The organism is Anaerosphaera multitolerans, from assembly GCF_004006535.1.
Classification (GTDB): domain Bacteria; phylum Bacillota; class Clostridia; order Tissierellales; family Peptoniphilaceae; genus Anaerosphaera; species Anaerosphaera multitolerans.
This window is the reverse complement of record NZ_RLIH01000011.1, coordinates 1-15,922: the sequence shown is the minus strand read 5'-3', so window position 1 is coordinate 15,922 and position 15,922 is coordinate 1. Positions and strand designations below refer to the sequence as shown.

The following is a 15,922-nucleotide window of genomic DNA, read 5'->3' as shown; positions in this document are numbered from 1 at the left end:
TGAAGCGGTAAGTATAAAGGAGGTACTATTATGCTGAAAAATGACGTAACTCGTAGAAAAGAACATGAAGCTGTTCGAAATAGTGTTGGATTTTATGACTTTACTCACCAACTATTGGAAGTTACAGGAGTTGATTCACCAAGCTTCCTTGACAAAATATTTGTGGCATATCTAAGTAAGGCTAAAGTGGGAGATGCAAAATACACCACTATGCTTAATGAAGACGGTATAATTATTGATGACGTAATAGTGTTTAGAATTGAAGAGAAAAAATATTGGATTTCTACACTCTACATTGCTGAGTTAATTGCTTGGTTTGATGCACATAAGGGTGATTTTAATGTATCCTATGAAGATATCACAAGTAAAACTACAATGTATGCAGTTCAGGGACCAAATTCCAAAGCAGTACTAAATGATTTCCTTAAAACCAATTTAGACTCTATGAAATTCTTTACAATAGCTGATAATGCCATTGATGACGTACCGGTTAAAATAGCTCGTAGCGGCTATACAGGCGAACTGGGATATGAAATTTACTGTAATCCCAAAGATAAAGAGCTTGTAGAATCCAAGCTTATGGAATGTGGCAAAGCATTTGATATTTTAAATATCACCACTGATGTAATTGTAACCAGTCTACCAAGAGAAAAAGGATATACCTTGATGAGTGACTTGGCAGGAGCCAATCCTTTGGAAGTGGACTTTGGATGGACTGTTGGATGGAGTAAGGACTTTATCGGTAAAGAAGCCTTAGAAAAAGTAAAAGCGGAAGGAGCAAAGAGAAGACTACTCGGCTTTACTGTTAATGACGATGCTGCTGAAATTGAAGCGGGGGCAGCTGTAAGCTTTAACGGAGAGGAAGTAGGCAAGGTTACTGTTTTTACCTATGGCTACACCGTAGAAAAAAACATAGGCTTTGCTTTAGTTGAGCTGGATAAAGTAAAAATAGGCGATACTGTAGATATAGGCGAATATAAGGCGCAGTTAAGCGAAAAAGTTTTTTATGATCCGGAAAATGAAAGAGTAAGAGGTTAGTAAAAAAGCCGCCCTAAGGACGGCTTTTTTATTAAAGCATTTAATACACAAAAAAACATTGGAAGAACCAATGTTTTTGTTTTCGAATTATCTCTTTGAAAATTGTGGAGCACGTCTTGCTTTTTTAAGACCGTATTTCTTTCTTTCCTTCATTCTAGGGTCTCTAGTAAGGAAACCAGCCTTTTTCAAAATTGCCCTGTGTTCAGGATCAACTTCAAGAAGAGCTCTTGCAATACCGTGTCTTATTGCTCCTGCTTGTCCGGTAAATCCGCCGCCTATTACTTTTACAATAACATCAAATTGACCTATTGTTTCTGTTAATACTAAAGGGGATTTAGCTACTGTTTTCAAAGTTTCATAATCAAAATATTCGTCTATATCTCTACCATTAACAGTGAATTGTCCATTACCTGGTAATAATCTAACTTGAGCAACTGAAGTTTTTCTTCTTCCAGTGCCTCTATATTGTGATTTATCCATCTATATCCTCCTCAATTAAAATTCATAAACTTCTGGTTTTTGTGCTTCGTGTGGATGCTCAGCACCTGCATAAACCTTTAATTTAGTGTACATTTTTCTTCCAAGTCTATTCTTTGGAAGCATTCCCTTAACAGCATATTCAATTACTCTTTCAGGGTTTTTTTCTCTTAATTGATAATAAGGAATTTCTTTTCTTCCTCCTGGATAACCAGTATGGTAAGCATGGACTTTATTGTTCCATTTATTTCCTGTTAATTTTACTTTGTCAGCATTGATAATAACTACAAAATCGCCTGTATCTACATGTGGAGTATAGATCGGCTTATTTTTTCCTCTAAGTATGTTAGCTACCTCAGTTGCAAGTCGACCAAGAACTTTTCCTTCAGCATCTATTACATACCATTTTCTATCTACTTCATTGGCTTTAGCCATATAGCTTTTCATGGGATAATACCTCCTGTGTGATTTAAAAAATTTTCCGGGGCTTTTTAAACACTTCAACTATTTTAATACAGTAATATTAATGTGTCAAGTGATATTTAGCTGTTTTTCACAGTTTCTTAAATTTCTTTTTCAATTAAATCATTGCTTAAAGGACTTTGAACTTTTGAATCCTTAGTAAATTTAGCAATATTTTTCTTTACTCTATCTACAGAAGCAATGGTACCTACTCCGGCTACGCATCCTCCGGGACAAGCCATGCCCTCTAAAAGATAACCATCTAACCTACCCGCCTTAGCAATCTTTAACATCTTAATACACTCGGAAAGAGTATTTGCCCCTTGGACATTGATTTCCCTATCCGGATCCAATTCCTTTGCAACGCGTTTAACGGCCTCTGCCACACCGCCTGCAATCGGATAGGCTCTGCCCAGCGCCGAAGCATCTTCCAATTCCTTTGTAACTTCAATTTCCGAAGGCTCTATTTTTTTAGCTACAAACATACCCATTAGTTCTTCAAAAGTAATTACAAAATCTACGCTGGATTTAACTTCAGTATCTAAAGCTTCAAGTTTTTTAGAAGTACAAGGTCCTATAAATACAACTACTGCCTCAGGATCAAGCTTACGAATATATTCAGCAGTGTATCTCATTGGAGAACCTGAGTCCGAAATTTGTTCCGACAATTCAGGAAATTTATTTTTTATCATCAATGACCAAGAATAGCAACAGCTTGTACCCATAAAGGGAATTTCCTCAGGGACACGCTTTAAATATTCCTTGGCCTCATGAACGGTGGTAACATCAGCTCCAAGTCCCACTTCTATTACATCTTTAAAACCCAATTGTTTTATAGCCTCTATAACTTGAACCGGTGTAGTCATTGCACCAAATTGACCTATAAAAGACGGAGCTATTGCACCGTAAACTTTTTTACCCGCTTTTATTGCCTTTATCAATTGAAAAATTTGAGTCTTGTCCGCTATTGCACCAAAAGGACAGGTGGCAATACACCTTCCACATGCAACACATTGTTCATGATCTATTTCAGCTCTTCCGTATTGGTCAGAGCTTATGGCATTTACACCACATGCCGCAGCACAAGGTCTTTCATACATGACAATAGCACTGTAAGGACAGGCATCTTTACACCTTCCGCACTTTATACACTTTTCCTTATCTATTACCGCCCCACTTCTCGTCATGGAAACGGCATTGACAGGGCACACGTTGGTACAAGGATGAGCCATACACTTTCTGCAGTTATTAGTTACTAGGTAAGCTTTTTCCGGACAGGATTCACAGGCGAATTTAATTACATTAATTAACGGTCTTTCATAAGCATTCGTATCAATATCCACTTTATCAAAACCGTCAGTTAATTTTCTATATTCACTTATCTTTCTAACGTCCATTCCCATAGCAAGTCTAAGCCTTTCATCTGCCACGGCACGTTCTCTAAATATGTCCTCTCTATATTTGGGAACTTCACCGGGAACTATTCTATAGCTGGAATCTTCCAGTTCCGAAATATCACAGTCCTCATAGGCAATTCTTGCAACTTCGGCAAAAACCTTTCTTCTTATATCTAGTATAGTACGATAATTTTCCTTCATAATTTACTTATATCCTCAATCTATCTATTAATTTCTCGCTAATCTCCTGAGCAGTTGCTTTGAAGATAACTTCATCATCAATTACAACTACCGGAGCTATGCTTTTTTCACCTTTACAATAATTTAAACAAGTGGACAGTTCCACTTCTAAATCTTCAGCAGAACATACATTTGAATCAGGCCCACATACATTTTCTTTTAAGTACTCAACAGCATCGTAAATGCTGTCCGCTCCCATTAATGTGCATCTAACTCCCGTACATATTTTTACCTTCATATTGTCTCCCTCTTCTCTTCCTCATTTTTTATTATCTCTATTATTTAGAACCATTATGCGCCATTCTAGACGCAGCTGCAGCTGCCACAGCCGCCACTATATCATCGGCAAAGGTAGTAATATCTCCGTTTGCCTTCTTCCTCTTATCTAAATCCTTTATAATACCGACTTTTTCCTTATCAAGATAACCGAAGTTTGTAAGTCCTATTGAACCATAGACATTTACTATTCCCAATGCCATAATTTCATCAATTCCATAAAGTCCTTCATCATTTTCAATTATAGATTGAATTGGTTCAGGAAACATTTTCCGGCCCACCAATTCATCTATGGCAAGTCCGGTTAAAACTGCATGTATTACTTCCCTTTTTTTAAGAACCTCTCTTACATTTTCCTCACAATTTTCCATTGTAATGTTATCAATATAGGGTTTTTGTAAATCATACACTATTAAAGCAATATCTTTAGGTGTCACATTTATTTTTTCAAAGGCCTTTAAAGTTTCCTTATAAAGATCTTCAGAACTGTAATTGTACATTTAGCTTATCTCCTCTTGTAGTTCCATTTTTATTAATTTCCCACATGCCTGTCTCTTCTATTCTAGCTTCATTTTCAATTTCTTGAAATATATTTTCATATTTAATATCAGGTTCAAAGGTATATTTTCTGGCATAACCCTTTTTAAGTAAAATTGCAGAAAGATTTTTAGTTTCTATTTCTTTTTTACTTAGCTCTTTTGGTATTTCAATCCAAATATATCTCAAAAGTCTTTCATATTGGTCCCTATCTGATTTATCCTTTTCCAAATAGACCTTCTTCCCCTCTATTAAATCTTTAACATATGTATGGGCTTCTTTCCCAAGTTTTTCTTTATCTTTTTCAGGAGTATTTATTCCTATTATTCTGATTTTTTCTCCCGAACTTAATCTTACAGTATCTCCATCTATTACACTATCAATAATTACACTTTCAAAATTTTCTTCTACCTTCGAATTACAACTGTTTAAAAGAAATAAAGATAATAAAAGTAAAAGTATTACCAACGATTTTGATGTTTTTATCATCTTCTTCTCCTGCTTCTAATCTGTCTCAGTTTCATAAGTCTTTTCTTTTTCAATATTTTTGCACGTGACCTCTTTATGGAAACGCCATAAAGAAATCCCGGTAATATTGCAGCAAGAAGAGCTGTAAACATATTATATCCTATATTATACATTTGAAATATATATAATTGCGGCATTAGGAAAAAGTCTAAAGGAAATCTCCACATAGTCCCTGCCACAGGAGTATTAAAAACATCAGACTTTAAACCTAAAAAAGCAAATACAAGTAAAACCACTGCTATTAAAAATACAATATTTCCTGTAAAAAAGTCTAAATTTTTCGATCCCCTTTTACTCATGGCCTTTCCGAAATTATAGTATAAAAAAATTGGGATTAAAGAAAGAATTGTTCTAAAAATTATATTTCCATAGATTATTTCTATTAATGAATCGCTTAGGTTTATTAATAGCGCCATAATAAATACTATTAAAATAATAATCAAATGAAATATTAATCCCCTGACATTGTTTTTCATTTAACCCCCTCCATCATCTGTCTTGCTCCTTGAGTACTTTTTATTTCTCCATTTTGAAAAAACCAAATTGCATCTACTTTTAAATCTTCACATAATTTCAGTCCATCTTCATAGTCCATTAAAAATAAAGCTGTCGATAGATAATCACATAACAGAGAATCTTCCTCAATTACACTTACTGATCTGAACTTATCGGCAACCATAAAACTTTCAGGGTCAATTATATGACAGTACCTTTGATTTTCATAGGTGAAATACCTTTGATAATCCCCACTTGTAACTACAGAATTATCCTTTATATTTAGTACGGTTATATAAGGATCCTTGCTTTCATCCTCTATATTTTCAGGATTTTGAATTGCGATTTTATAATAATCTTTAGTTACAGGCTCTCCAATAGTCTTAACATTTCCACCTGCCGATACCATACCCGAAGCTATTTCCAGTTCATCTCTTCCGTACTGGCACAACAACTCCACTGCATAGCCTTTGGCACAAGCTCCCACATCAAGTTCCATGCCCTTTTCTTTTAAAAATACGCTTTTATCTTCTTCATTTAGCACCAATTTATCTAAGTCCACAAGGGACTTAAATTTAATTAAATCCTCTTCTTGCGGAATGGCGCTCCCAAGTTTTTTTATTACTTCGTCTTTAGAATGACCTGTATTATAAAGATCTCTATACTCTCCCCAATAATCCACAACTGGTCCTATTAAAATATTTACCTTGTCACTAATGGTTTCATTATAATAAACTGACTTCTCCAATAAGTGATAAAGCTCTTCACTTACTTTGACAGATTTTATTCCTGCATTATCATTTATAGTCTTTACATTATTCACATTCTCATAGTTGTTATATCTGTCAAACTGTCTATGCAATTCCAAGTACTTTTCCTTTAGCTTTAACAGCTTTTTATTTGCTTCATTTTCATCTCTTTCATATATAATAATAGAGGTGACTGTATCAAAAGCATCAAATACTTTTAATTCATATTTTTCATAGCCTTTTTCACATCCAGTTGGTAACAGTAGAAGTATAAATAAAAGGATTAACTTTCTCACACTTATCACCTTTTAATATATTACCATTAATAGTTAATAGATTAAAGTAAAAAAATTCTTAGCCCCTAGAATTTAATATTTTACTTTAATAAATTTTATTAAACTTTGCTGTTTTCAATAAAACTTCAATAAATAATTGGCTTTTTTCAACTTCTTAATGTATAATATTCTAGTGAAATTTGATAATACTGGAGTGTTTTTGATGAGTAAATCAAAAAGCGTTGTTTTAGGAATGAGCGGCGGAGTTGATTCTTCTGTTAGCGCAGCTCTTTTAAAAGAAGAAGGTTACGATGTAACAGCTGTCTTTATGAAGAACTGGAGTGAAGAAGATGACGATGGAGTTTGCACAGCAGCTGAAGATTATTTAGATGTGGTAAGGGTTTGTGAAGAACTTGGGATTAACCACTATACCGTAAATTTTGAAGAGGAGTATAAAGAAAGAGTCTTTTCTTATTTCCTTTCAGAATATGAAAAAGGTCGTACACCAAATCCTGACGTAATGTGCAATACTGAAATAAAATTCAAAGCTTTTTTGGATTTTGCAATGAAACTTGATGCCGATTACATTGCAATGGGCCACTACGCCAGAACTCTTAAAAAAGATAATCACACCTATCTTTTAAGAGGAGTAGATGAAAATAAAGATCAGAGTTATTTTCTATCCCGTGTAAATGAAGAAGCTCTTTCTAAAACTCTGTTTCCAATAGGAAATTTTAAAAAAGAAGAAGTTCGAAAAATAGCTGAAAAGTACAATCTTTCCACTGCAAAGAAAAAAGATTCCACAGGAATATGTTTCATTGGTGAAAGAGACTTTAATAAGTTCCTTGACAGTTTCCTTTTCACTAAAAAAGGAGATATTTATTCCGTTGATGGAGAATATCTAGGTGAACATTCAGGCCTTATACACTATACAATAGGGCAAAGGAAAGGTATTGGAATCGGTGGAGTAGGCAGTGGTGAGCCTTTTTTTGTTGCTGATAAAGATTTGGAAAAAAACAGACTAATTGTTGCTCAAGGATTAGGTAACCCAGCTCTGTATAAGAGCGAAACTATTTGTGAAGAGCCTTTTTGGATTACTAAGACACCTACCTTCCCGCTTAGATGTACGGGCAAAATAAGGTATCGTGCAAAGGATGAGCCAATGGTAGTAGATGTTTTAAATGATGAACTAATAGTCAAATTTGATAATCCCATAAAAGGTGTCACTCCTGGTCAAATTTTAGTCTTTTATGATGGAGACATTTGCTTAGGTTCTGGTATAATAAAATAAACAAGTTCGTTATGGAGGTGCGAAATGTCAAGTATTAAATTAACACTTGAAAAAAGAGAAGAATTAGGAAAAAACCAAGTAGATAAATTAAGACAAAAAGGAAGTATTCCCGGAGTTATTTATTCAAAAGGAAATGAAGCAAAAAGCGTAATCGCAATTGAAAAGGAACTTTTAAAAGTATATGAGCAAGCAGGAACTTCAAATATAGTTGAAGCAACTATGGGTTCAGATAGTCAAATGGTTCTATTTAAAGATGTTCAAAAACATCCTTACAAAAACCAAATACTACACTTTGATCTATACTTAGTTGATATGAGTCAAAAATTAAGAGTTACTATTCCTGTAGTGCTTGAAAACAGAGATTCTATAATAGTTCAACCATCTAACTTAATTCAAGTACTAGATGAAATTGAAATAGAATGTTTCCCTGCTGACTTACCTTCTGAAGCAATTTTCGATGTTGAGCATATGCAAATCGGAGATATAGTTACAGTTGAAGATTTAGACGTGAGCAAAAACGAAAAAATTGAAGTTCTTACAGATTTAACTGAAACTGTTGCAACTCTTCAAGAGCCAAGAGAAGAAGTTGAAGAAGAGGAAGTAGTTGAAGACGTTTCTGCTGCTGATATCCCTACAGTTTCTGAAACTGAAAGTGAAGAAGAATAAAAGCGGTGTAAAAATTACATCGTTTTTTATTTAAACAAAAATAAGACCCGCTTAAGCAGGTCTTATTTTTAATTAGATAAGGGTAAATCTAACTAAAATTAATCTTTAAATATATAACTAACTTTCTTATAAGTTAGTAATGTCACCAAGGACACTATAAATCCCTTTATTAAATTAAAAGGCAGTACAGAATAAAGCATCATACTCCAAAGATCTGTAATCCTTGAAGTTATTGCAGCTCCTGCATTAATAATAGCCTCCATAGGCATTAACTTTGAATATAGCGGAAATATAAAATAATAATTTGAAATAAGAGCGCATACAGTCATTAATATAGTTCCCACAAATAATCCTATAACTGCTGTTTTAAATGTTTTATTTCTCTTGTATATCATTCCCGCTGATACTGCAAAAACACTTCCTACAATAAAGTTAGATAACTCACCAATTCCACCTGTTGAACTTCCATGTATGGCAAAGTGTAAAATATTCTTAATAAGTGATATTAACACAGCCGCCATAGGTCCCATAGTAAAAGAGCCAACTAATACAGGCAAATCTGAAACATCAAGTTTTAAAAAAGTTGGAGCTATAAAAGTTAAAGGCACTTGAAAATACATTAAGATAAAGGCCAATGAACTTAACATCCCCACTCTGGTTATCATTCTAACCTTGTAGCTACTACGACTTACACTATTCATAAATAACCCTCCAAAGATATATTAGGGCATTAAAAAAGCCCCTTTTCCTCGGGGCATAATTGCATAAAAAAACCTGCAATCTTCTTTCATCCAGACTATACTGTCGGTATTGGAATTTCACCAATTCGGTTCACAAGAACTCGCGGACTTTACCGCCGGTCAAGGATTTTCACCTCGCCCTGAAGATATTTATGGTTTAATTATAGCACAATGTTAATTATAATACAATAGTTTTGTTAAAAAAATAACTAATCCCTAAGGGCTTTCAACTACTCCCATTTCAACAACTTCACTTTCCTGAGGTAAACTTGAATCATAAACCACTACACCCATTCCCACAAAGGCATTGTCATAGATATTCTTCATAGCTGAACTTTCAATATTTATACACCCGTGAGAACCATTAGTTAAATATAGATCTCCTCCAAACTCATTTCTCCAACTTGCATCATGAAGTCCTACACCCTTCCAATTAATAGGAAGCCAGTAATCTACAAAACTTTTATAATCCTCTCCCGTTAAATAACGCTTTGTCTCCTTAGACCAAATTTTTTCAGTTCCAAGAGGAGTTCCATTTTCTCTATTGGGGTTACCTGAGACAAAGTCCGTTTCCAATACCAGCTCTCCCTCTTTATAAAGCCATAGATGCTGCCTTCCAAGGTCAACTTCAATATAGGAATTTCCTAAATCATTAAGTGTCCTTGAATTTGCAGTTAATCTGTATATGGGAATTAATGTTACACTTTCCGTATTTTCCAAAGCCTTTACAAGTTGATCTGTAGTTTTTTCAATATCAGTCCACCAACCGTAGATTCCACCCTCAACCTTAATAGGTCCTAAACCTGTTGCATAAAAATCTCTAGTTCCCATATAGGTATCGTACTTACCGGCCAAAGTTCTTACATATTCTTTTACCCTATCTCTATCAGGTACCAATAGCCCCTCATCATTTTCCCTATACAAACTTAATAATTCTTCATTTTTTATAACTTCTTTTCTATCTTCAAAATCATAGGTTATTTCAAAAGAGTTAAGTTTATTCATCTGACTTACCTTATTATTTAAATAGGTATCGTCTGAAAATACAATGGGACTGTAGTAGATTTCCTCATCCTCTAAATTTAAGGTCTTTCTTCCTTCATTTATATAATCTAAAACCTTCTCCTCAAAGAGTTTCTTGTTAATTTTATTTCCAAGAACTTCTTTTTCAATTATAAATCGCCTTCCGTTAAATACTATTTTTGCATTTTCAGGCTCAACAGTTTCCCCTTTAAAAAAGTCCAACTTATTAATAGTGTCTAAAAACTTTTGATTATCATAGGTTATTTTATGATCCAAATTATATTCTTTCTTTGCAAATAAAGAAAAAATCCACAAAGTTGGATTTTGTTTAACTGTCTGTCCTCTTTCCAAAGTATCCCTATATTCAAAATCAGATAATTTTAAACTTTCTTTCACATCTCTACCAACTATCTTTAACTCAAAATCATCATGTAATGAATTGTAGTTTTCATATAGTTCAGCAATTTGAGTAAAACTCATATCTCTTTCGTTTATTTTTGTATTAGGGAGAAAATAACTTTTAAAGTAAAAAACTCCTGCTAAATATATTGCAAAAACAACAAATAAAATGAAAGCTGTTGAATATTTAAAAAATTTTTTCATCTCTTCCTCCAAGTCAACATCTTTATATTAACAACAAAAAAAGTAGTTGTAAATAGAAGTTCCAAGTTGTAAATAATTTGTAACCCTTTAGTTTTACTAAGTTTAAAATAATTATTTAATTACCTTTTCAAGGGTATACATAAATTAATTCCCAAATTTTTCAAATTAAAACTTTTAGTAATTAAAGAAAGGTGATATTATGAAACTTTTAAACAAAGTAATTATTGTAACCGGAGCTACGTCAGGAATAGGCTCAGCATCAGCTAAATTATTTGCCAGTGAAGGAGCTAAGATTATTGCCACAGGAAGAAATATAAAAAGAGGTGAAACTCTTATTGAATATATTAAATCTCAAGGTGGAGAGGCAACTTTTGTACAGGCTGACATGGCAGTGGACAGCGACATGGATAAAGTAGTAGATAAAGCCATTAAAAAATATGGTAGGATAGATGCTCTCTTTAACAATGCAGGTATCTCCATCTCCCGTACCCTTGAGGATTTTGATGAAGAATCTTGGGACAAATTACTAGATACAAACTTGAAAGCACCATTTAAACTCGTTCAAAAAGTAATGCCACACCTTGTAAAGACAAAGGGAAATATTTTAAATACCGGTTCCGTTGCCGCCTTTAAACCTACCCCAGCCTCTTACGGATATGGTCCTTCTAAAAGTGGGCTTATAAATCTTACAAAAGTAGCTGCATATAATTACGCTTCTAAAGGTGTTAGGGTGAATGCTCTATGTCCTGGAATGACCTTAACTCCAATTTTAGAGTCCGTTCCTAAGGAAAACTTGGAAAAATTACAAAGTACAATACCCATGGGTCGTTTGGGTAAGCCCGAAGAAATGGCTAAGACAGCATTGTTTTTAATTTCCGATGACGCATCCTATATTACAGGCCAAGCCATAATCGTTGATGGAGGATTTACACTTTAAGAAAAGGCTGTTGCAAATAATATTATTTGTAGCAGCCTTTAATAATTTTCATAGATTTTTAAAATTAATCTCCACAATCTTTTACAGTCCATAAAAGTTCTCCTTGATTTTCAAGGATTTTTCCCGCAATTTCAATTTGACAGTTTATGCAATAGTCACTTGAAACTAGAGCATTACCTCTCACGTGACCTACGCCAACCCCTTGAGAAAAGAATTTTGAAGCAGTCTTACTAATTTCGGAAATTGACTCCTTCGCAAATCTGTTAATTTCAAATCCTACATTTCTCAGTTTACTTACCTTTACTTGATCCTTTAAACGCTGTGTCAAAACATTGCATTAACATCCTTAAAAAATGTACTATTACTTTATATTTTCTGGCAAGTATAATGTCTCAATTAAAAAACTGTTACAATGGCTTTGCTTATTTTTGTAACAGTTCTATCTATTTTAACTTAATTAAATACTTTCATAAACTCACGAGGATACCAATTTACCATTAAAATAATTAAAGCGGCAAGTAAAAGAAAGAGGAAAATTATTATAAGTACCATAAGCCATGTTTTACTTTTGGTTTTCTTTTCAACTTTAACTTCACTATTTTCTGTATTAATATCAACTTCCTCTTTCCCATTGCCCTTTAAGATATAATCCATACTTACATTATAAAGCTCTCCAAGTTTTACAATATTATTTAAATCAGGATTTGAAGTTCCCTTTTCCCACTTTGATATAGTTCGGCGTGAAACTCCTAAGTAATTTGAAACTTCTTCCTGAGAAAGCCCTTTATCCTTCCTCAGCTTCTCTAGTCTTTCATTTAATCTCATTTTCCACCTCCTGATTTAAGGGTAAACTTTTTATCACTTGCATACCAAAAACTTAAATTATCATTGCAACTTACAGTTGCAATTTGCTATACAGTATAATCAACTCCAACTTAAGTTTTTATAGCCCTCTTCTCTTACCTTTGAATTAATTAAATATCTGTGGTTAACCATTTCAAGCATAGGTCTGTCAGCCGAATAGGAATCGGAATAACCTTCTGAAATCTCATAATCTATTTCAATTCCAACCTTACCTAAATGTTCTTGTATTCTCTTTACCTTAGCCCTGTGTTTGTTATTTTCGCCAACTAATTTAAAATTTTCATCAAGTTCAGTTCCAATTACCACATCAAAATTAAGATACTTTGTAATATATTTCAAATAATTTATAGGAGATGCAGATACCAACATTTTATATCCCTCCCCTAAATTATTAAAATAAACTTCCCCTTCTTTTAATATGTGATTTTCATAAATATAATCTACAAAATTTTTTAAATCCTCTTCACTTAAGTATTTTAAAACGGAACACATCTCTGTCTTCATATATTTAAAATTACCCAAAGAAAAAATATATTTAAAAGCCCCTAAAATCATTTTACCTATATAGTAAAATCTCGATATTCTTTTCATTTTAATAGCATATTCCCAAAGTAAAAAAATACTGTCTTCATCAGTAAGTGTCTTATCAAAATCAAATAAAAAAACTCTTGTCTTCATCTTTCACCTCTCAACTATTATAACAATTCCCAATAAAATAAAAAGCTCAATTGACATTTTTCCAGTATATTATACTATTATTATAGGTGAGAAATATGAGAAGTAAGAGAAATAATATTATCCATGTAGATATAGATGCCTTTTACGCCTCTGTAGAAGAGCTTGACAACCCTGCTCTTATTGGCAAACCAATGTGCGTGGGGGGATTAAGTGAGCGTTCCATTATAACAACCGCTAACTATGAAGCCAGAAAATACGGTATTCACTCTGCCATGCCTGTATTTATGGCAAAACAGCTATGTAGCGATTTAATTATAGTTCCTATGAGAAGGGCGAGATATGTAGAAAAATCCAAGGAAGTTTTTAATATAATTCAAAAATATTCCGATATAGTTGAAAAAGTTTCAATTGATGAGGCCTATATTGACATTACCGGGAAAAAGGCCGAACCTGTGGACATAATTTATTCTCTTAAAAAAGATATTAAAGACAGTACAGGACTTACTATTAGTGCAGGGCTTTCCTACAATAAATTTTTAGCTAAGCTTGCCTCGGACTGGAATAAGCCAAATGGTATGATGATTATTACAAAATCGGATATACCAGACATTTTAATGCCTCTAGATATTAATAAAGTCCACGGCCTAGGCAAAAAATCTCAGGAAAAACTTAGGGACATTGGCATAAACACAATAGAAGAACTGTTAAGTCTTTCTGAAGAATTTCTCTTTGAAATGTTTGGAAAAATGGGGATTGAAGTTTACCATCGAATTAGAGGAATTGATAAAAGAAAAGTCGAACCTGATAGAGTTAGAAAAAGTATGGGCGTTGAAAGGACTTTTTTAGATACTAACGATACCAACACCCTCACTGAATATATTAAAAACTTTTCTAAGGAATTATCTGAAGATTTAAAGGCTAAGAACTTAGGTTTTAACACTATTACCTTAAAATTAAAAAAAAGCAACTTTAAAACCACCACCCACTCCAAAACTTTCACTTATACAATTAAGGACTTTGAAGAAATTTACGACATCTCCATGAAAATTTTTAATGAAGAGTACACAGGAGAAAAATTAAGACTTGTAGGTATAAGTGCTTCCAATCTGGTGGATTTAAATTTTGAACAATTAAGTTTTTACAATTTAAAAAAGAGCTGAATTTTCAGCTCCTCAATCTCCATTGAACTCAACTACAGATTTTACTCTATATCCCTTTAACTTTTCACGTCCCTTTAAATCCACTAATTCAATTAAAAAACTAAGACCTACAATTTCCCCTCCCAGTTCCTCAACTAAATTAACAGATGCTTCAGCCGTTCCTCCCGTTGCCAATAAGTCATCTACGATTAAAACTTTTTGTCCCTTTTTTATTGCATCACTATGCATTTCAATACTGTCAGTTCCATATTCCAACTCATATTCAGAAGATATTTTCTTAGCCGGCAATTTACCCGGTTTTCTTATAGGAACAAAACCACATCCCAAGGAATAAGCCACAGCCGCTCCTATAATAAAACCTCTTGCTTCAATTCCTACAACTAAATCAATATCCTCTTTAAATGATTCTGTAACAGCATCAATTGAAGCCTTAAAGGCATCTCCATCCTTTAAAAGCGTTGTAATATCTCTAAAGATTATGCCGTCAATTGGATAATCATAAATAGACCTAATCTTGCTTGCTAAATCCATAATAGCCTCCATTTCCTTTATGAAAATAGTATACCATATGAAAATATTAGTTAAAAGTAATAGAATTACACTTTTTAATCAACTCCAAGAGTATCAAGCTTGCCAATATCAAATTTTAATTTAAACTATTAAATATAATTATTCATATTCATATGATAGATTGTAGAATTTAATACACCTTAGAAAAATTTTTATATAAATTAAATAATTTGGAGTAGTGTTGCAATAATTATTGTAATTCAACATATAAAAAACCTCTCATATTCTACAAGAGGCTTGATATTAATTTAAGTATATTATGTTCTTACATCAAATTTATGTCCGCATTTTTTACACGTAACCCTAATCTTACCTTTTTTTCTAGGCACTCTAAGTTCCTGTTTACAACTTTCACACTGAATATACTTATATTCTTTCCTATCTTTTAGATTTCTCTTCGTTCTCTCAAAAGTTTTTCTCACAGGGGCTGTAACCATTAAAAATTTTTGATTTTCTTGATAACGTGCAGTAATATTTTTAGAAAACAATCTAAAATATAAAAGTACTAAAAGCAGTACCATCCCAACATTAGTTATAATAGGATTATTTAAAAATACAGATGCTATTACCAAAACAATCATAAAGCCGAATATAAATTTTGAAAGTGCATCCATACCGTAATGGGCGCCATATCTTCCCTGCATAAACCTATAAAATTTTTCTTTCAAGTTTAATCACTCCTTAAAATATATTATACCCTAAAATTCTCAGGATAAAGATAAATAAATATTTTTTAAAAAGCATTGACAAAATTTTATAAACTATGTATAATAATCTTTGTTAATTGTTCGCGGGAGTGGCGGAACTGGCAGACGCGCTAGACTTAGGATCTAGTTCCTTTGGAGTGGGGGTTCAAGTCCTCTCTCCCGCACCAATTAAATATTTGAAATATGAAGTTTGGTTTTATACCAAACTT

General features: G+C 33.0%; 20 protein-coding genes, 1 tRNA gene and 1 riboswitch. Of the genes, 6 read left to right on the top strand and 15 right to left on the bottom strand.

From position 1 onward, the window contains the following. Positions 1–30: 30 nt before the first annotated feature. The gene (locus EF514_RS07725; RefSeq protein ID WP_127724866.1) at positions 31–1,038 is read left to right on the top strand and encodes an aminomethyl transferase family protein; all 1,008 of its coding nucleotides are present in this window, start codon (positions 31–33) and stop codon (positions 1,036–1,038) included. A gap of 87 nt (positions 1,039–1,125) precedes the next feature. On the opposite strand, the gene rpsI is transcribed toward EF514_RS07725, so the two are convergent. From rpsI to EF514_RS07685, 8 genes are all read right to left on the bottom strand, one after another. Beyond that, positions 1,126–1,518 carry a 30S ribosomal protein S9 gene (rpsI, locus tag EF514_RS07720; protein ID WP_127724865.1) on the bottom strand — a complete coding sequence of 131 codons (393 nt, stop codon included), beginning with the start codon at positions 1,516–1,518 and terminating at the stop codon, positions 1,126–1,128. 15 nt (positions 1,519–1,533) lie between these two features. Next, complete coding sequence (rplM, locus tag EF514_RS07715; protein WP_127724864.1) at positions 1,534–1,962, bottom strand: 50S ribosomal protein L13; 429 nt, start codon at positions 1,960–1,962, stop codon at positions 1,534–1,536. 116 nt (positions 1,963–2,078) lie between these two features. Continuing rightward, positions 2,079–3,575: a 4Fe-4S dicluster domain-containing protein gene (locus EF514_RS07710; RefSeq protein ID WP_127724863.1), complete on the bottom strand. Its 1,497-nt coding sequence runs from the start codon at positions 3,573–3,575 to the stop codon at positions 2,079–2,081. Positions 3,576–3,582: 7 nt separating this feature from the next. Continuing rightward, positions 3,583–3,852 (bottom strand): NAD(P)H-dependent oxidoreductase subunit E, encoded by a 270-nt coding sequence (locus tag EF514_RS07705; protein WP_127724862.1) that lies wholly within the window; start codon positions 3,850–3,852, stop codon positions 3,583–3,585. A gap of 40 nt (positions 3,853–3,892) precedes the next feature. Continuing rightward, positions 3,893–4,390: a phosphatidylglycerophosphatase A family protein gene (locus tag EF514_RS07700; protein ID WP_127724861.1), complete on the bottom strand. Its 498-nt coding sequence runs from the start codon at positions 4,388–4,390 to the stop codon at positions 3,893–3,895. Then, positions 4,371–4,916 carry a thermonuclease family protein gene (locus tag EF514_RS07695; protein WP_127724860.1) on the bottom strand — a complete coding sequence of 182 codons (546 nt, stop codon included), beginning with the start codon at positions 4,914–4,916 and terminating at the stop codon, positions 4,371–4,373. The genes EF514_RS07700 and EF514_RS07695 overlap by 20 nt, the downstream gene beginning before the upstream one ends. Then, positions 4,913–5,431, bottom strand: a complete 519-nt coding sequence (locus tag EF514_RS07690; protein ID WP_127724859.1) for a hypothetical protein — start codon at positions 5,429–5,431, stop codon at positions 4,913–4,915. Before EF514_RS07690 ends, EF514_RS07695 begins: the two co-directional genes overlap by 4 nt. After that, positions 5,428–6,495 (bottom strand): FAD:protein FMN transferase, encoded by a 1,068-nt coding sequence (locus tag EF514_RS07685; RefSeq protein WP_164845574.1) that lies wholly within the window; start codon positions 6,493–6,495, stop codon positions 5,428–5,430. The genes EF514_RS07690 and EF514_RS07685 overlap by 4 nt, the downstream gene beginning before the upstream one ends. Before the next feature lie 202 nt (positions 6,496–6,697). On the opposite strand from EF514_RS07685, the gene mnmA reads away from it, so the two are divergent. Both mnmA and EF514_RS07675 read left to right on the top strand, forming a co-directional pair. Continuing rightward, positions 6,698–7,765, top strand: coding sequence for a tRNA 2-thiouridine(34) synthase MnmA (mnmA, locus tag EF514_RS07680; RefSeq protein ID WP_127724857.1), 1,068 nt, complete (start codon positions 6,698–6,700; stop codon positions 7,763–7,765). A 24-nt stretch (positions 7,766–7,789) separates the two neighbouring features. Next, on the top strand, positions 7,790–8,431 hold the full coding sequence (locus EF514_RS07675; RefSeq protein WP_127724856.1) for a 50S ribosomal protein L25: 642 nt from the start codon (positions 7,790–7,792) through the stop codon (positions 8,429–8,431). Positions 8,432–8,529: 98 nt separating this feature from the next. Here EF514_RS07675 and EF514_RS07670 read toward each other — a convergent pair whose 3' ends face one another. Together EF514_RS07670 and EF514_RS07665 are read right to left on the bottom strand one after the other, a co-directional pair. Next, on the bottom strand, positions 8,530–9,132 hold the full coding sequence (locus EF514_RS07670; RefSeq protein WP_127724855.1) for an ECF transporter S component: 603 nt from the start codon (positions 9,130–9,132) through the stop codon (positions 8,530–8,532). 74 nt (positions 9,133–9,206) lie between these two features. After that, positions 9,207–9,323, bottom strand: a riboswitch (FMN riboswitch). Positions 9,324–9,387: 64 nt separating this feature from the next. Beyond that, the gene (locus EF514_RS07665; protein WP_127724854.1) at positions 9,388–10,797 is read right to left on the bottom strand and encodes a L,D-transpeptidase family protein; all 1,410 of its coding nucleotides are present in this window, start codon (positions 10,795–10,797) and stop codon (positions 9,388–9,390) included. Between the two features lie 199 nt (positions 10,798–10,996). Between EF514_RS07665 and EF514_RS07660 the strand changes: the two genes are divergently transcribed. Next, positions 10,997–11,734, top strand: a complete 738-nt coding sequence (locus tag EF514_RS07660; protein WP_127724853.1) for an SDR family NAD(P)-dependent oxidoreductase — start codon at positions 10,997–10,999, stop codon at positions 11,732–11,734. Between the two features lie 64 nt (positions 11,735–11,798). On the opposite strand, the gene EF514_RS07655 is transcribed toward EF514_RS07660, so the two are convergent. The 3 genes from EF514_RS07655 to EF514_RS07645 all read right to left on the bottom strand — a co-directional run bounded on the left by EF514_RS07655 (position 11,799) and on the right by EF514_RS07645 (position 13,276). Continuing rightward, on the bottom strand, positions 11,799–12,062 hold the full coding sequence (locus tag EF514_RS07655; RefSeq protein ID WP_127724852.1) for a putative immunity protein: 264 nt from the start codon (positions 12,060–12,062) through the stop codon (positions 11,799–11,801). 125 nt (positions 12,063–12,187) lie between these two features. Then, the gene (locus EF514_RS07650; protein ID WP_127724851.1) at positions 12,188–12,559 is read right to left on the bottom strand and encodes a helix-turn-helix domain-containing protein; all 372 of its coding nucleotides are present in this window, start codon (positions 12,557–12,559) and stop codon (positions 12,188–12,190) included. A gap of 99 nt (positions 12,560–12,658) precedes the next feature. After that, positions 12,659–13,276, bottom strand: coding sequence for an HAD family hydrolase (locus EF514_RS07645; RefSeq protein ID WP_127724850.1), 618 nt, complete (start codon positions 13,274–13,276; stop codon positions 12,659–12,661). A 95-nt stretch (positions 13,277–13,371) separates the two neighbouring features. Here EF514_RS07645 and EF514_RS07640 point away from each other — a divergent pair, with 95 nt between their 5' ends. Further along, positions 13,372–14,436 (top strand): DNA polymerase IV, encoded by a 1,065-nt coding sequence (locus EF514_RS07640; RefSeq protein WP_127724849.1) that lies wholly within the window; start codon positions 13,372–13,374, stop codon positions 14,434–14,436. A 12-nt stretch (positions 14,437–14,448) separates the two neighbouring features. On the opposite strand, the gene EF514_RS07635 is transcribed toward EF514_RS07640, so the two are convergent. Together EF514_RS07635 and EF514_RS07630 are read right to left on the bottom strand one after the other, a co-directional pair. Then, complete coding sequence (locus EF514_RS07635) at positions 14,449–14,967, bottom strand: adenine phosphoribosyltransferase (RefSeq protein WP_127724848.1); 519 nt, start codon at positions 14,965–14,967, stop codon at positions 14,449–14,451. Positions 14,968–15,263: 296 nt separating this feature from the next. Beyond that, positions 15,264–15,674: a zinc ribbon domain-containing protein gene (locus EF514_RS07630; RefSeq protein ID WP_127724847.1), complete on the bottom strand. Its 411-nt coding sequence runs from the start codon at positions 15,672–15,674 to the stop codon at positions 15,264–15,266. 122 nt (positions 15,675–15,796) lie between these two features. Between EF514_RS07630 and EF514_RS07625 the strand changes: the two genes are divergently transcribed. After that, a tRNA-Leu gene (locus tag EF514_RS07625) sits at positions 15,797–15,880 on the top strand. Positions 15,881–15,922 lie beyond the last annotated feature (42 nt).

What these genes read in the sequence shown, in the direction of transcription:
- EF514_RS07725 (WP_127724866.1), top strand. Translation starts at nt 31, where the DNA reads ATGCTGAAAAATGACGTAACTCGTAGAAAAGAACATGAAGCTGTTCGA.
- rpsI (WP_127724865.1), bottom strand. Translation starts at nt 1,518, where the DNA reads ATGGATAAATCACAATATAGAGGCACTGGAAGAAGAAAAACTTCAGTT.
- rplM (WP_127724864.1), bottom strand. Translation starts at nt 1,962, where the DNA reads ATGAAAAGCTATATGGCTAAAGCCAATGAAGTAGATAGAAAATGGTAT.
- EF514_RS07710 (WP_127724863.1), bottom strand. Translation starts at nt 3,575, where the DNA reads ATGAAGGAAAATTATCGTACTATACTAGATATAAGAAGAAAGGTTTTT.
- EF514_RS07705 (WP_127724862.1), bottom strand. Translation starts at nt 3,852, where the DNA reads ATGAAGGTAAAAATATGTACGGGAGTTAGATGCACATTAATGGGAGCG.
- EF514_RS07700 (WP_127724861.1), bottom strand. Translation starts at nt 4,390, where the DNA reads ATGTACAATTACAGTTCTGAAGATCTTTATAAGGAAACTTTAAAGGCC.
- EF514_RS07695 (WP_127724860.1), bottom strand. Translation starts at nt 4,916, where the DNA reads ATGATAAAAACATCAAAATCGTTGGTAATACTTTTACTTTTATTATCT.
- EF514_RS07690 (WP_127724859.1), bottom strand. Translation starts at nt 5,431, where the DNA reads ATGAAAAACAATGTCAGGGGATTAATATTTCATTTGATTATTATTTTA.
- mnmA (WP_127724857.1), top strand. Translation starts at nt 6,698, where the DNA reads ATGAGTAAATCAAAAAGCGTTGTTTTAGGAATGAGCGGCGGAGTTGAT.
- EF514_RS07675 (WP_127724856.1), top strand. Translation starts at nt 7,790, where the DNA reads ATGTCAAGTATTAAATTAACACTTGAAAAAAGAGAAGAATTAGGAAAA.
- EF514_RS07670 (WP_127724855.1), bottom strand. Translation starts at nt 9,132, where the DNA reads ATGAATAGTGTAAGTCGTAGTAGCTACAAGGTTAGAATGATAACCAGA.
- EF514_RS07665 (WP_127724854.1), bottom strand. Translation starts at nt 10,797, where the DNA reads ATGAAAAAATTTTTTAAATATTCAACAGCTTTCATTTTATTTGTTGTT.
- EF514_RS07660 (WP_127724853.1), top strand. Translation starts at nt 10,997, where the DNA reads ATGAAACTTTTAAACAAAGTAATTATTGTAACCGGAGCTACGTCAGGA.
- EF514_RS07650 (WP_127724851.1), bottom strand. Translation starts at nt 12,559, where the DNA reads ATGAGATTAAATGAAAGACTAGAGAAGCTGAGGAAGGATAAAGGGCTT.
- EF514_RS07645 (WP_127724850.1), bottom strand. Translation starts at nt 13,276, where the DNA reads ATGAAGACAAGAGTTTTTTTATTTGATTTTGATAAGACACTTACTGAT.
- EF514_RS07640 (WP_127724849.1), top strand. Translation starts at nt 13,372, where the DNA reads ATGAGAAGTAAGAGAAATAATATTATCCATGTAGATATAGATGCCTTT.
- EF514_RS07635 (WP_127724848.1), bottom strand. Translation starts at nt 14,967, where the DNA reads ATGGATTTAGCAAGCAAGATTAGGTCTATTTATGATTATCCAATTGAC.